General features: G+C 57.2%; 12 protein-coding genes. 11 read left to right on the top strand and 1 reads right to left on the bottom strand.

The annotated features are described in order from the left end of the window. Position 1 precedes the first annotated feature (1 nt). The 11 genes from ABIE63_RS11900 (at position 2) to ABIE63_RS11850 (ending at position 13,359) form a co-directional block, all read left to right on the top strand. The gene (locus ABIE63_RS11900; protein WP_354504696.1) at positions 2–2,368 is read left to right on the top strand and encodes a xanthine dehydrogenase family protein molybdopterin-binding subunit; all 2,367 of its coding nucleotides are present in this window, start codon (positions 2–4) and stop codon (positions 2,366–2,368) included. Positions 2,369–2,382: 14 nt separating this feature from the next. Next, complete coding sequence (locus tag ABIE63_RS11895) at positions 2,383–3,180, top strand: xanthine dehydrogenase family protein subunit M (protein WP_354504695.1); 798 nt, start codon at positions 2,383–2,385, stop codon at positions 3,178–3,180. A gap of 91 nt (positions 3,181–3,271) precedes the next feature. Further along, entirely contained in the window at positions 3,272–6,604 is a 3,333-nt protein-coding gene (locus ABIE63_RS11890; protein ID WP_354504694.1) for a YdbH domain-containing protein, read from the top strand. A gap of 67 nt (positions 6,605–6,671) precedes the next feature. Beyond that, the gene (locus ABIE63_RS11885) at positions 6,672–6,941 is read left to right on the top strand and encodes a YnbE family lipoprotein (RefSeq protein ID WP_354504692.1); all 270 of its coding nucleotides are present in this window, start codon (positions 6,672–6,674) and stop codon (positions 6,939–6,941) included. A gap of 15 nt (positions 6,942–6,956) precedes the next feature. Further along, complete coding sequence (locus tag ABIE63_RS11880; protein WP_354504691.1) at positions 6,957–7,328, top strand: YdbL family protein; 372 nt, start codon at positions 6,957–6,959, stop codon at positions 7,326–7,328. Between the two features lie 94 nt (positions 7,329–7,422). Further along, positions 7,423–8,367 (top strand): MoxR family ATPase, encoded by a 945-nt coding sequence (locus ABIE63_RS11875; protein ID WP_354504690.1) that lies wholly within the window; start codon positions 7,423–7,425, stop codon positions 8,365–8,367. Between the two features lie 2 nt (positions 8,368–8,369). Beyond that, complete coding sequence (locus ABIE63_RS11870; RefSeq protein ID WP_354504689.1) at positions 8,370–9,614, top strand: VWA domain-containing protein; 1,245 nt, start codon at positions 8,370–8,372, stop codon at positions 9,612–9,614. Next, positions 9,593–9,928, top strand: a complete 336-nt coding sequence (locus tag ABIE63_RS11865; protein WP_354504688.1) for an XdhC family protein — start codon at positions 9,593–9,595, stop codon at positions 9,926–9,928. The genes ABIE63_RS11870 and ABIE63_RS11865 overlap by 22 nt, the downstream gene beginning before the upstream one ends. Then, the gene (locus ABIE63_RS11860) at positions 9,925–10,635 is read left to right on the top strand and encodes an XdhC family protein (RefSeq protein ID WP_354504687.1); all 711 of its coding nucleotides are present in this window, start codon (positions 9,925–9,927) and stop codon (positions 10,633–10,635) included. Before ABIE63_RS11865 ends, ABIE63_RS11860 begins: the two co-directional genes overlap by 4 nt. After that, the gene (locus tag ABIE63_RS11855) at positions 10,635–12,284 is read left to right on the top strand and encodes a molybdopterin-binding/glycosyltransferase family 2 protein (protein WP_354504685.1); all 1,650 of its coding nucleotides are present in this window, start codon (positions 10,635–10,637) and stop codon (positions 12,282–12,284) included. The genes ABIE63_RS11860 and ABIE63_RS11855 overlap by 1 nt, the downstream gene beginning before the upstream one ends. 109 nt (positions 12,285–12,393) lie before the next feature. Beyond that, on the top strand, positions 12,394–13,359 hold the full coding sequence (locus tag ABIE63_RS11850; protein WP_354504684.1) for an alpha-L-glutamate ligase: 966 nt from the start codon (positions 12,394–12,396) through the stop codon (positions 13,357–13,359). 75 nt (positions 13,360–13,434) lie between these two features. Here the strand turns inward: ABIE63_RS11850 and ABIE63_RS11845 are convergent, their stop codons facing one another. Next, positions 13,435–14,163: an aldolase gene (locus ABIE63_RS11845; protein WP_183416293.1), complete on the bottom strand. Its 729-nt coding sequence runs from the start codon at positions 14,161–14,163 to the stop codon at positions 13,435–13,437. Positions 14,164–14,176 lie beyond the last annotated feature (13 nt).

The following is a 14,176-nucleotide window of genomic DNA, read 5'->3' as shown; positions in this document are numbered from 1 at the left end:
AATGCCTGATTCAGGAATAGGTTCCTCTGTCCGCCGTCGCGAAGATCAGCGTTTTCTGACCGGTGTGGGCAAATATGTCGATGACATCAACCGAGCGGATCAGGTTTGGGCCGTCTTCGTGCGCTCGCCCCATGCTCATGCGGTCGTTAAGTCGATCGACAGCACCGCTGCCGTTGCCGCACCGGGTGTCGTTGCAATCTTCACCGGTGCCGATATGGCAGCCGATAGTGTCGGCTCCCTGCCCTGCGGTTGGACGGTCGTAGATCGCCATGGAAATCCGCATAAAGGCCCACCGCATTTCCCACTGGTTCGCGATAAAGTCCGCTATGTGGGCGACCACGTTGCCGTCGTGATCGCGGAGACCCGCCAGCAAGCCCAGGACGCGGCCGAACTGGTGGAGGTCGATTACGAGGATTTGGCACCTGTCGTTAATCCCGCTGGTGCGCTCTCGAATGATGCGCCTCAACTTCATGACGAGGCCCCTGGCAACCTCTGCTTCGATTGGGAGTTGGGCGACCAAGCTGCCGTGGACGACGCCATTAGCAACGCGAGCCACGTCGCAACCTTGAAATTGGTCAACAACCGGCTGATTCCCAATGCCATGGAGCCACGTTCGGCCCTCGCGGAATACGAGCCGGGTACCGGTAATTACATCCTGCATTCGACCAGCCAGAACCCACATTTGCTCCGTCTAATCCTCTGCGCTTTTGTGCTGGGGCTGCCAGAGCATAAGGTTCGGGTTATTGCGCCGGACGTCGGCGGCGGTTTTGGTTCCAAAATTTACTGCTATGCCGAAGAGACGGTATGCACCTGGGCCGCCAAGAAAGTCGGGCGACCTATCAAGTGGACCGCTGATCGCAGTGAAAGTTTCCTAGCGGACGCCCACGGACGTGATCATGTGACCGAAGTAAAGCTGGCGCTTGATGCAAACGGTAAATTCACGGCGCTCAAAGTCGATACGATCGCCAATATGGGCGCCTACCTGTCCAATTTCGCGTCCTGCGTTCCCACTTACCTTTATGCGACGCTTTTGGCCGGGCAATACACCACGCCGGTGATTTACGCCAACGTGAAGGCCGTGTTTACCAACACCGCACCGGTGGACGCCTATCGCGGGGCTGGTCGGCCGGAAGCCACCTATCTGCTGGAGCGGATTGTCGAGGTGGCTGCGCGCGAGACAGGGATCGACCCTGCGGAGCTAAGAAAACGGAATTTCATTCCGCCCGACGCCTTCCCCTACGCCACGCCGGTTGCCTTGACGTACGATACCGGGAACTACGGAATCGCCATGGATAAGGCCCTGGAGATGATTGATTACAAAGGCTTTGCCGAGCGCAAACGTCAATCAGCAGCCAAGGGTAAGCTTCGCGGCATCGGTTTTTCCGCCTACATCGAGGCCTGCGGCATCGCACCTTCGGCAGTCGTCGGTTCCCTTGGGGCCGGTGTCGGTCTTTGGGAATCCGCCCAGGTGCGGTTTAACGCCACTGGATCCGTATCGGTTTTCACCGGATCGCACAGCCACGGGCAAGGTCACGAAACCACATTCGCCCAGCTTACGGCCGAAAAGCTTGGCATACCTTACGAAAACATCGAGATCGTGCATGGCGATACCGGCTCCATCCCGATGGGTATGGGCACCTACGGCTCTCGGTCACTCGCAGTCGGGGGCTCGGCTATTATCCGTGCTTGCGACAAGGTCATCGAAAAAGGCCGCAAGATTGCCGCCCATTTGATGGAAGCCAGTGTGGAGGATGTCGAGTTCGACGGCGGCCAATACAAGGTCGCTGGCACGGACAAGTCCAAGACCATTGCTGAGATAGCCTTTACGGCCTACGTGCCGCACAACTACCCGGAAGATGTGGAGCCGGGCCTGGACGAGACGGCCTTTTACGACCCGCTCAACTTCACCTATCCGGCAGGAACCCACATCGCCGAGGTTGAGATCGATCCCGAAACCGGCGTGACCGAAATTGTCGATTGGGTAGCGGTCGATGATTTCGGCAAGGTGATAAATCCGATGATCGTTGAGGGGCAGGTTCATGGTGGCGTTGCGCAAGGCGTTGGCCAGGCGCTGCTGGAAGGCTGTGTCTATGATCCGGAAACGGGGCAACTTCTGACCGGCTCCTACATGGATTACTGCATGCCGCGCGCCGACAACCTGCCGCTACTGAAGGTCGCCACGACGGAGACGGCCTGCACCCATAACCCGTTGGGCGTGAAGGGATGCGGTGAGGCCGGTGCCATTGCGGCTCCGGCAGCATTAATGAACGCTATAACGAATGCACTGGGCTGCGAGATCGATATGCCTGCAACGGCGGAGAAAGTGTGGCGTGCGGCACAGGCTCGCGGCGCCCAGGCGGCAGAGTAAGGGAGGACAGAAGGATGTATCAGTTCGATTATAAGCGACCCGCCTCCCTCGACGAGGCCGCCAAGGCCCTGGCGGGTGCAGGCGATGGCAAGATTCTAGCCGGTGGGATGACATTGATCCCGACCCTCAAGCAGCGCCTTGCCATGCCAAGCGATCTTATAGACCTCGGCGGAATTGCCGAGATCAAAGGCGTGTGCGAGGAAGATGGCGCCATCGTGATCGGCGCCATGACCACCCACGCGGAGGTTGCTGCCAATGACCTTGTGAAAAGCCGCTTGCCCGCGCTAGCGGCATTGGCGGAGGGCATCGGTGACCCTCAGGTTCGCCATCGCGGCACCATCGGCGGGTCTGTCGCCAACAGCGATCCGGCTGCCGACTATCCCGCCGGTTTGCTGGGCTGCGGCGCGGTGATCAGAACCAACAAGCGCGAAATTGCGGCCGACGATTTCTTCACCGGCCTGTTTGAAACGGCGCTGGAGGAAAACGAAATTATTCGCTCCGTCGTGTTCCCGGTGCCTGAAAAAGCAGCTTACGTGAAGTTCGCTAACCCGGCCTCCCGCTATGCCATCGTTGGAGTTTTTGTCAGCCAGGGTGTTGTGGGAACCCGCGTCGCCGTGACCGGTGCAGGCCCATGTGCGTTCCGCGCAACGGAAATGGAAGCGGCACTTGCCGCTAACTTCTCGCCCGTTGCACTCAAGGGATTGACTGTATCGGCGGCTGATTTGAACAGCGACCTGCATGCCTCTGCCGAGTATCGCGCTCACTTGGTAAGCGTTATCGCAGCACGGGCGGTCGCCGCCGCTGCCGGTTGAACAAGGCCCCACCGTAAAGAAGAGCCGGGGTCTGCGTGGCCCCGGTTCTTTCTTTGCTGCCCCATACGCTGAAGGTTAGGCTTTTCCTACCATGAAGCGTCGCTGGAAAATCATCACCGGTTCTTTCGCTGTTCTGGCTCTGGTCCTGAGCGGACTGTGGCTGGCGCGTTTGACACTGGCTGAACGCCTTCTCGCCGAAGTTATGTCAGTCTGGCTAAAGGCAGATCATTTCAAGGTCAGCGAACTTACCTTCGATCGCCTTGTTATCAGCAACCTCACGGCTCCTGGTCTGTCCTTTGCGCGCTTGGAAGCCCAATTCAGCCTCGCCAGCTTGCTCGATAGCCGCCTGGAGAACCTCGCGCTTGAGGGCGTGCACTACCGCTATGCCAAGGACGCCAGCGGCACCACGGCGGAATTATCGCACTTCCCGGCCTTTCCAACGCTACCTGACCTTCCTCTTCTTCCTCCAATCCAGATAAGCAACGGCAGTATCACGCTAGAAACAACAATAGGTCCTGTAACAGTAACGGTATCTGGAAACGGCGATGGTCAGGCATTCTCGCTTTCAGGCAACGCTGTCAGCAATCTCGGCATGCTGGAGATCGAAAGCCAGATCACGTTGGATGGTAACCGCGTCACGGCGGCGTACCTGCATGCCAAAGGCGCGGATCTATCCTGGCAGGAAAAGGCGCTTGGACCGGTTGAATTCGCTGCCGAAACAAGTCCGGACCTAGGATTCAACGCGTCGCTAACGCTCGGTCCTCCAGAAACCGCCGGGACCATCAGATTACGCGCCCCTGAGTTCGATGCGGAGCAACCTATCATCCTGGAAAGCGACCTCAACTTTGACGAGGGTGAAGCAGTAACCAGTTTCGTATCCAGCTTGCTTCCTTTCCAATTGAGGCGTCTGTCACTAAAGGGAACAGCTCATCTCCAACGCGTTCCATGGGGTCTGCCAATCCCGCAGAGCCCTGGCACTTGGCAAACATTGATGGTCGAAAGTGGCCTTACCTTGGATTTGGAATCCAGCAGCCAAATGCGGGACCTCGCCAGCATTCCAGGCGCCTGGCGGAACAATCTCGCGGTCGCGGTCGATCGAGAGCAAATCAGCTTCAACACCGACACCAACGAAGGAAACGGACTGTCTCGGCTGACACTGGCCGGCACAATCAAGGCGTTGTCCGACGTTCCACGCTTCAGTCTTGCCGGTTCACTGGAAAGCACGGCGGGCAGCGCGATCCAATCGTTGCTTGCTTCCTATCTCGGCCGGGAAATGGAACTGAAGGGCACATTTGCTGCCGATGGATTGCTACCGGTTGATCCGACTGAGGCCCAGCCCGACAGCGATCTCCTCGCGGCCTATAGAAACCTGGAGCCTCATCTTCGTTTTACCGGAACATTTAAGAATCTTGCGATAACGGAACTCGCCCGAGTTTCCGGCTATACCGACGTAATACTGTCCGCAGACCGGACGCTCCTTTCCTTGGATTTTTTACCTGATACATCACTTTCTGTAACATCCATAACTGACTATATTGAAAGAGAAATAAGTATACCGTTCGCGCAGAGTAACCTCGCAATGCCTTTGGAGCCCTTAACCCTCTCGGGCCCATTGAGCGTCAAGATCACGCCAAACCTCACAGGCGAAAACCCGTTCGAGGTCATAAGCGATTTGGCCCTAAGTGACGCAGCGGGCCGACAGGTCACGATCCGTGGCCGCGTTCAGGGAAAACTGGGGCCGGGCTGGCGCCCTCTCAGTCTGGAAAGTAACGCCTTGGAGGTTGGCCTGTCTGGTTTGAAAGGCCTGCCAATCCCACTGCACACGATTACATACAATGGTGCCGCCAGTCATGCGTTAGGCGAAACAGCACTCAATGGCTCGATAGGTCTCATTGGCGAAGATTTGCACGGTGCTTTACCACTCCATGTCAAGTTTCAGAATGAAACGATCCTTCTTCGGAGCAGAGAGCCTGGAAGTCTGACGAGCAGTGCGCCCATCACCCTTGCCGGCAAACGAATTACCTTAGAAAAACCGTTGAACATCAATGATTTGAAACTGTCGGTTAAAGAAGGAAGCATCAAGGACCTCACCCTGGACGTACAAGCACCCGCGGTGCGCCTCTCCGGAAACGTTCCCGCGACGCAGGCAAGCAACCTAACGATGAAGCTATCCATGTCCGAAGGTGCATTGCTTTCAGAAGTTAAAATCGGGGGGCTTCAGGTCCCTGACCAGGAACTGAAAATTAACGGCCTACAATTTGCCGGTGCACTTGATCTGGAAGCTCTACCGCGACTGGCCGTTGGCAAGGGCGATGCGCGGTTGACCGCCGACGCCGTTACGCATCCGATCCTGGCTGGGCCCGCAAGGCTGAATGTCGCGTTTAAGCCGCGGCGCAGTGACAAAACGGACGTTTCCGGCGAAGTGTATTTCGCGGACCGTCTGGTAAAATTGGGGTTTCTGGGATCTCTTGCTGGCGATTATTCTCACCTTTCTCTCAGCTTGCCCACCACAGCCGTGGTTTTCGAAAGGGGCGGTTTACAACCTCTCGCAATTAGTCCCCTGCTCACCTCTCTTCGAGAGGTTGAGGGAACTGTGGCTTTGACAGGATCACTTGGTTGGGATGGCAGGAACCTGAAAGGCAAAGGGGCGGCAACCATCACCGATCTGGCGCTACGTTACGCCGATATGCCGCTGAAGGGACTAAACGGCACCCTGTCGTTCCGAGATATGATCAAAATCGCGACTGAAGGCGATCAGGAGGTCACACTGTCGCGCTTCGATCCCGGCTTGCCCCTCACAGATGTACGTTTGATTTTCTCCATCGAACCGGCGGCCGAAACCAGCGAGCCGACGCTGCTCATCAAGGAAGCCAGAGCACAAAGTCTTCTCGGCCCCCTGCTCTTGACCGATGGCGCCTACTCCCTCGCAAGCGGAGACGGCCGCGCTTCCTTGAGTTTCACCCGCCTGGACCTGAGCGCACTTGCCGAACTCATTGATGTCGAAGGGCTGCAAGTTACCGGTATCCTCGCGGGCCAGGTTCCACTGGCCTTTACCAGCGGCACCGTGACCATTGCAAACGCCAACCTGGACGACACGCAAGTTGGCACGATCCGCTACAACAACGAAGCGACTCGACAAGCCTTGTCGGGCGGGGGCGAAAGCGTCACTCTGATGCTCGATGCGCTGGAGGATTTTCAATACAACGACCTCCAACTCCATCTTGATAAGCCAAACGATAAAGAGTTGGTTTTCTCTATAGGGCTAGAGGGAAGAAATCCAAATGTTCTAGATGGTTATCCCTTCAGGCTTAATTTTAACCTTACGACGGATCCAACGTCTTTGTTGGCTGCTTTGCGGCAGGGCACGTCGATTGGTGAACTTTTATTGAAACGTTCGGGGAGATATTCCCTCTCGCCACCGTAACAATAGAATGACAGCATATGTGGATGAAGCGGGCACAGGAAAACTGGCCTAAGACGCCAGGGGATGGATGACGGTGCGGATGCAAAAATTTGCTGCGAAGCCCAGCGACGCGATAGTGGCGCAAGAGAGCAAGATACCGGCGATGAACGGGCTCGTGGCGGCCGGGTCGGTGCTGGCAGCTTTATTATTCCTTTCGGCCTGCACGCCGACCGTCAAGGTCGAGGCTCCAAAGGAACCCATCACCATCAATTTGAATGTCAAACTGGATGCTGAAGTCCGCGTGAAGCTCGAAGAGCAAGCGCGCGAAGATATTCAGAGCAATCCGGGAATCTTTTAAGGCGGCGAGGAAACCATGCGAAACGGCACATTCACCTCACGACGCAAGTTCTTGCTGTTCGGCGGCTTGGCTATCGCGGCCAGCACTTTGGGTCTGACCTATACCTTCAAGAAAGCTAAGGCCGACCAGCTTGACGATTTGCGTAAATCAGGCGCTGTCGGCGAACGCTTTGACGGATTGCTCGTAGTGCGCGATTCAGGCAACGCCTCAGCCAATAGCGTCGCCGCTCAAGTCAACGCTCAGCGCAAGGAAATTTACGCTAGTCGAGCCGCACAACAGGGCGTCACCGCCGAGGAAGTCGGTAAGGTCTATGCCGCACAAATTCTTCAAAAAGCGCCCGCCGGCACGTGGTTCCAGCGCGCCGATGGAAGCTGGGTCCAAAAATAATTCGCACACTGCGGTGGTCCGGCGCGTTGTCAGGCGTACCCTTGCCCCTATAGTCTCCTTCTCATAGGCAACATTGGTCCTTCGAGAGGAAAGTATGGCGGATGATTCTGCGGCGCACTGCGCCTTACCCGCGAATGTCGATGAGACATTGGAACTGCTAAAACGCGGGCAATACATCGGCGAGCGCAGTCTAGCCACCGTTCTATTTCTGGCAATAAAGCTCGGCCGCCCACTTTTCCTGGAGGGCGAAGCCGGGGTCGGCAAGACCGAGATTGCCAAGGTTTTAGCGAACGCCCTGGGACGGCCTTTAATCCGACTGCAGTGCTATGAGGGGTTGGATGTAAACTCTGCGGTTTATGAGTGGAACTATGCGCGCCAGATGATGGAGATTCGGCTGGCCGAAGCGGCGGGCGATCGGGATCGCGAACGTTTGGAGAGCGACATCTTCTCCAAACGCTTTCTCATCGAGCGCCCCCTGCTCCAGGCTCTGCGGCCCGGCATCGGCGGCGCGCCGGTTCTGTTGATCGACGAATTGGACCGCACGGATGAGCCGTTCGAGGCTTTCCTGCTGGAACTGCTGTCCGATTTTCAGGTCAGCATTCCTGAACTCGGCACTATAAAGGCGGCGGAAGCGCCGATCACCATCATCACCTCTAATCGCACCCGGGAGATTCACGACGCCCTGAAGCGCCGTTGCCTCTATCATTGGGTCGATTATCCCAACGCGGCGCGGGAGCTTGAAATCCTCAAGATCAAGGCGCCCGGGGCGGCGGACGCCCTGTCTCGCCAGATCGTAGCCTTCATCCAGCGCTTACGGCATGGAAATGACCTTTTCAAACTCCCCGGAGTGGCCGAAACCATTGATTGGGCCGATGCTTTAACCCAACTCGATAAAGTCGCTCTGGACCCGGAAACGATCGATAGCACGCTTGGCGTTCTTTTGAAGTACCAGGACGATATCCAGAAGATTCAAGGAAGCGAGGCCGCCCGTCTTCTGGATGAGGTAAAGCAGGATATGGTCGGGCTTCCCGGCGTTTAAAAATGACCACCCCAAATGGACAGTTCACAGCCGAAGAAGGCCGCCTGGCGGAAAACGTCCTCTACTTTGCCAGAACGCTTAGGGCTGCAGGGCTACCGGTCGGCCCTGGAAAGGTTCACGAAGCCCTGGGGGCCATAACCGCCGTCGGCATCGGCGAGCGCCGTGATTTCTATTGGACACTCCATAGCACCTTCGTAAATCGGCGCGATCAACAGGAAATTTTCGACCAGACTTTCCATCTTTTCTGGCGCAACCCAAAGATACTGGACAAGTTGAAGGGGTTGTTGTTGCCGGATGTGACGGCGGACGGCCTGCGCGACGCTGCCGAGCAGGAAATCAGCAGGCGCGTTGCTGATGCTTTCTCGCCGCCCCGTCAGACGCCGAAAGAGCCGCAGGAAAATGCGGAAGAAGAAATAGAAGTCGATGCCAGTTTCACCTATTCCGCTCGTGAACGACTCCAGGAAATGGATTTTGAGAAGATGTCGCTCGATGAATTGGAAGCGGCAAAACGCGCCATAAGAGCTTTGAAATTACCCTTGCAAGAAGTAAAGACGAGACGGTTCCGTGCAGCGCCGCATGGACGTCGAATAGACCTTCGGGCCTCGCTGCGGGCCAGTTTGCGTGGTGGGGGCGATCACATTCCTCTCAACTGGAAAGAGCCTCGCACACGCCGCCCCCCCTTGACCGTCCTTTGCGACATTTCCGGCTCCATGGCACGCTATTCAAGAATGGTTCTCCATTTCATGCACCACTTGAGCAACGACCGGGACCGTGTCCATTCCTTCGTGTTTGGAACGCGGCTTACCAACATCACGCGCCAGCTCCGCTACAAGGACATTGACGTAGCACTGGAAAAGGTGGGAGCCGAGGTTGAGGATTGGTCGGGCGGCACGCGAATCGGTGGGTGCCTGAAGGATTTCAACAGACAGTGGTCCAGGCGGGTACTTGGACAAGGGGCCGTCGTCTTGTTAATCACAGACGGATTGGACCGTGAAGGTGCCCGCGGCGTTGGCGAGGAGATGGAGCGCTTGCACAAGTCCTGCAGGCGCCTGATCTGGCTCAACCCCCTCTTGCGGTATGACGCCTATGCACCGAAATCACAGGGTGCCAGCGCGATGATCGGTCACGTTGATGAACTCCGCAGCGCCCATAGCATAAACAGCTTGGCCGATCTGGCCGCCGCACTTAGCGCCGACCCGCCGGCACGAGAGGAGGCCGCAAGCCAATGGATAGGAAAGTCGGCATGATCGAAGCAGATGTTCTGGCAACGGCCACGAACTGGCAAGACCAGGGACACAAGGTGGCCCTGGCGACCGTCGTGGCAACTTGGGGTTCCTCACCGCGCCCGGTCGGCAGCCAGTTGGCCGTAGATGAAACCGGCCGCATGGTCGGCTCGGTATCCGGCGGCTGCATCGAAGGCGCTGTCGTGCACGAAGCGCGTCAGATCATGGAAGGCGCACCGCCAAAGCTCCTGACCTTTGGTGTTACCGATGAGGACGCCTGGTCGGTTGGTTTGGCTTGTGGTGGCACGGTAAAGGTCTTCGTGGAGTCCTTGGTATGAAGCGCCTCCTGCTCGACAAGCTCTTGGAGGCTAAACAAGGCAAGCTGGAAACGGTCTTGGTTACCAACATCGAATCCGGCCAGCAGTGTCTGGTAATCGACGGCAAGGCCGTTGGCGACTTCAAGCCTGATGCCGAACTGTTCGCGGCAATTCGCAAGGCTTTACGGGACGACCGCAGCGGGCTGTACGAGGACCACTGGTTCCTGCAAGTCTTCAATCCCCCATTGCGCCTGGTTCTGGTCGGTGCGGTTCATATCGCACAAGCCCTGGCACCCCTGGCGCAGATGACCGGGTACGATGTCGTTCTGGTCGACCCACGCAAAGCTTGGGCAACCGAAGAGCGGTTCCCGGGAATCAGGTGCGTAGACTCCTGGCCCGATGAGGCCATGGCAGATCTGGCATTGGACCGCCGCACGGCCGTTGTCACCCTGACACACGACCCTAAACTCGACGATCCTGCCTTGCTCGCCGCCATCAAATCGCCCGTCTTTTATATCGGCGCCCTGGGGTCGACACGAACCCATGCCAAGCGCCTGATCCGCCTACGTGCGGAGGGCGCGAGCGAAGAAGCGCTCGCACGTATCCAAGGGCCTGTAGGCCTATCAATCGGTGCAAAATCGCCGGCTGAAATAGCCGTTTCAGTGATGGCACAGATAACCCAGGTCTTGCGCGCTGCGCCGCCTCTGACGCCGGGAGACACGGCCTGATGGACTTTTGCAAGGTCAATAGCCGCGATGCTGCCGGTTCATTGCTCGCCCATTCGATCCGCTTTGATAAATCAAACTTCAAGAAGGGTCGTAAGCTGAGTGAGGAAGACGTTACAGCCTTGCTCGCCGCAGGCATTGAAGAGGTCACCGTCGCTCGCATGGCGCGTGGAGACCTGCACGAAGACGAAGCCGCGGCCATGGTAGCCGCGGCTATTCGTGGTGCTAACCTGAATCAGACCGCAGCTTTTACCGGGCGCTGCAATCTTATTGCCCAGGCGCGCGGACTGGCAGTGATCGACAGAGGTCGGCTTGATGCCTTCAACTTGACCGATGAGTGCATCACCATTGCAACGGTGCCACCCTATGGCCTCGTCGAACCGCGCCAGATGGTGGCCACGGTTAAGATGATTCCCTTCGCCGCAAACGGGAAGATTATTGACCAAGCGATGCAAACGCTCGGCAATGAACCGCTGATCAGCGTCGCCCCGCTTCGAGCGCGGCAAATAGGACTGGTACAAACCGAACTGTCAGGTATGAAGGTCAGTTTACTAGACAAGACTTTTGCCGCCCTGAATCAGCGCCTAGCCCACCTCGACTGCCCACCAGCTGAAGAACGCCGCTGCGCCCACGATCCTTCCGAAATTTCCAGCGCCTTGAAGGAACTCCAAGCGGAGGGGTGCGAACTGCTTCTCGTATCGGGAGCGTCGGCCATCGTTGACCGGCGCGACGTTGTTCCCCAAGGCATCGCGCAAGCCGGTGGAGCGGTTCTTCACTTCGGCATGCCGGTAGACCCAGGCAATCTTCTGCTGCTTGCGGAGTGGGATGGCCTGCCGGTGCTGGGGCTGCCCGGTTGCGCCCGATCGCCCAAGGTCAACGGTTTCGATTGGGTTCTGGAACGCCTGCTCTGTGATCTACCCGTTGGATCTCGAGATATCATGCAAATGGGTGCCGGCGGCCTATTGATGGAGATCGCCCAACGACCCCTGCCGCGTTCTTTTGCCGTTGAAGGAACGCCTGATCCCGAACATGAGGGCCGTCCGCTGGCACCGCGGGCACCCAAAATTGCGGCGTTGCTGCTGGCCGCAGGACAGTCACGGCGCATGGGGCATGCCAACAAGCTCCTGGCGGACGTCAACGGCAAGCCTTTGGTTCGCCATGCAGTCGAAGCCCTAAAGGCCGCGCAGATAAGCGACCTTGTCGTCGTTACCGGTCATCAAGCACAAGAAGTTACAAGCGCACTCGCCGATATGGAGCTCGTTTTCGCCCATAATCCGGATTACGCCAGCGGCCTCGCTTCATCCCTAAAACGCGGATTGGCGAGCCTCCCCGGTCAGCCAGACGGCGTTATAATCATGCTCGGTGATATGCCACGCATTTCGACCGCCGTCATAAATAGCATCATCGCTGGTTTCAATCCGGTGGAAGGGCGCTCGATCTGCCTGCCGACGTGGCAGGGTAAACGCGGCAATCCAGTTCTGATATCCCGCCAGTTCTTTGCCGAACTGCAAACGCTCCATGGTGACGTCGGCGCACGACATCTGCTTAGCGATTATCCGGAGTTGGTAGCCGAGATCGCAATCGATGATCGCAGCATTTTGGACGATATCGACACACCCGAAGCCCTCGCCGCTCTGCGCACAGATTCGTGAATTTTTGTATTTCCCACTTGAAGAGTCTTAATGCCTCCACTTAATCTCATTATTGAGTGTGATATTCACTATTTCACGCATTTTATGCGTAAAATATGGAGCGGCAAAAATGTCGAAGATCTATATTCTGCACGAGAACGATGAGTGGTTGCCGCCTTTCCGGTCGGCTCTGGAATCTGCGGGCCTGGATTTCGAGGAATGGCATCTTGATGAAGGCATTCTATCATTCGATTCCCATCCGCCGGAAGGCATCTTCTATAGCCGTATGAGCGCCTCAGCTCATACGCGCGGGCACACCCACGCACCCTCCTACACCCAACATGTCCTGAACTGGCTAGAATTGAACGGGCGCAGGGTTGTCAACGGCAGCCGTGCTTTGTACCTGGAGGTCAGCAAGGTTGCACAGTATGCCGCGCTCCAAGCGGCGGGCGTCCGCACGCCACGCACGCGCATTGCCGTCGGCAAGGACGCGGTGCTCCCAGCAGCTCGGGCCTTTGCGGAGCTACCGCTTATCCTGAAGCCCAACCGTGGCGGGAAAGGCCTGGGAGTTCAGTTATTCCAAGATTTGGACAGCTTGGCCACTTATCTTGAAAGCCCGGAGTATGAGGCGCCTGTCGATGGCACTTGGTTGATCCAGCAGTACATCCGGCCTGCGGAGCCCTACATCACCCGTGCGGAGTTCATCGGCGGACGTTTCCACTATGCCGTACGGGTCGATACCAGCCAGGGATTTGAGCTTTGCCCTGCGGACGCCTGCGCGGTCGGCGACGCCTTCTGCCCGGCGACCCCAGATCAGGAAGAAGCACCGAAATTCCAGATTACTGATGATATTGATCCAGCGCTTATCTCGACGTTGGAAAAGGTCCTCGCGGACAACGGCGTTGAAGTTGCCGGTATCGAGTTCATCCGCGATATCGAAGGCAACATCTATACCTACGACATCAATACGAACACAAACTACAATAATGGAGCCGAGCGCTCGGCGAAACTTGCCAAAACCGGGCCGCAGAAACTTGCCGAATTCCTGGGCGAAGAATTGCAGCGCCGGGCGGCACAGGCCATCGCCGCCGAATAACTTTCTTCGCCGATCCTTCGCACATGAAAAAGGGAGCTCCATGGCTCCCTTTTTTGCATTCTCGAACTGCGGGACCTAGTTTCTGAACTCAGGGCTCTCCTGATCGAGAATCCGCAGCAAGCCATCGAAGTGAATCCGGCTGTAGCGGTCACGCTCTTCATCGAACTGTGTCTTCGTATGGCGCGCGAGGTTCTCCCCCATTAACCGCAGCGGTTTGCCGGTCGAATAAGCTAACACCTGTAGCTCCGCGGTGCGCTCCAGATAGTAAAGATCATCAAAGGCCTGATGGATGGTCGGCCCAACAACCATTACCCCGTGATTGCCCAACATCAGGACCCGCTTGTTGCCTAGATTGGAGGCAAGCCGCGCGCCCTCCTCCATATCATGGACCAATCCGCCGTAGTCGTTGTCGTAGGCCACATCCTGATAGAACCTCAGGGAATTCTGGCTGATCGGCAGAATCTCGGAATTTTCCAGTGATGTCAGTGCTGTTGCATAAGGCATATGAGTGTGCAGCACACAGGCAGCCCTCGGGTGCGCCAGATGAACGGCTGCATGGATGCAAAAGGCCGACGTCTCCGCATAACCATTCCCTTCGATAACCTCGCCTTTGGCATTGACCAGGAGGAGATCGCTCGCACGCACTTGTGACCAATGAACACCATAAGGCGACAAGAGAAACCGATCATCCATATCCGGAATGGCATAGCTGAAATGATTGCAGACACCTTCGTGATAGCCATAGCGTGCGGCAAGCCTGTGGGCGGCTGCCAGGTCAACCCGCGCTTGTTGGATACTGTCCATAGTACTCGTTCCT

Source organism: Limibacillus sp. MBR-115 (assembly GCF_040549425.1).
Lineage (GTDB): Bacteria > Pseudomonadota > Alphaproteobacteria > Kiloniellales > CECT-8803 > Limibacillus > Limibacillus halophilus.
Note: the sequence above shows the minus strand (reverse complement) of the source record. Positions and strands in the feature narration are given on the sequence as shown.

Excerpts from the sequence above, each read along its gene's own strand:
- ABIE63_RS11900 (WP_354504696.1), top strand. The coding sequence starts at position 2 with ATGCCTGATTCAGGAATAGGTTCCTCTGTCCGCCGTCGCGAAGATCAG.
- ABIE63_RS11845 (WP_183416293.1), bottom strand. The coding sequence starts at position 14,163 with ATGGACAGTATCCAACAAGCGCGGGTTGACCTGGCAGCCGCCCACAGG.
- ABIE63_RS11850 (WP_354504684.1), top strand. The coding sequence starts at position 12,394 with ATGTCGAAGATCTATATTCTGCACGAGAACGATGAGTGGTTGCCGCCT.
- ABIE63_RS11895 (WP_354504695.1), top strand. The coding sequence starts at position 2,383 with ATGTATCAGTTCGATTATAAGCGACCCGCCTCCCTCGACGAGGCCGCC.
- ABIE63_RS11865 (WP_354504688.1), top strand. The coding sequence starts at position 9,593 with ATGGATAGGAAAGTCGGCATGATCGAAGCAGATGTTCTGGCAACGGCC.
- ABIE63_RS11855 (WP_354504685.1), top strand. The coding sequence starts at position 10,635 with ATGGACTTTTGCAAGGTCAATAGCCGCGATGCTGCCGGTTCATTGCTC.
- ABIE63_RS11860 (WP_354504687.1), top strand. The coding sequence starts at position 9,925 with ATGAAGCGCCTCCTGCTCGACAAGCTCTTGGAGGCTAAACAAGGCAAG.
- ABIE63_RS11890 (WP_354504694.1), top strand. The coding sequence starts at position 3,272 with ATGAAGCGTCGCTGGAAAATCATCACCGGTTCTTTCGCTGTTCTGGCT.
- ABIE63_RS11880 (WP_354504691.1), top strand. The coding sequence starts at position 6,957 with ATGCGAAACGGCACATTCACCTCACGACGCAAGTTCTTGCTGTTCGGC.
- ABIE63_RS11870 (WP_354504689.1), top strand. The coding sequence starts at position 8,370 with ATGACCACCCCAAATGGACAGTTCACAGCCGAAGAAGGCCGCCTGGCG.
- ABIE63_RS11875 (WP_354504690.1), top strand. The coding sequence starts at position 7,423 with ATGGCGGATGATTCTGCGGCGCACTGCGCCTTACCCGCGAATGTCGAT.
- ABIE63_RS11885 (WP_354504692.1), top strand. The coding sequence starts at position 6,672 with ATGACGGTGCGGATGCAAAAATTTGCTGCGAAGCCCAGCGACGCGATA.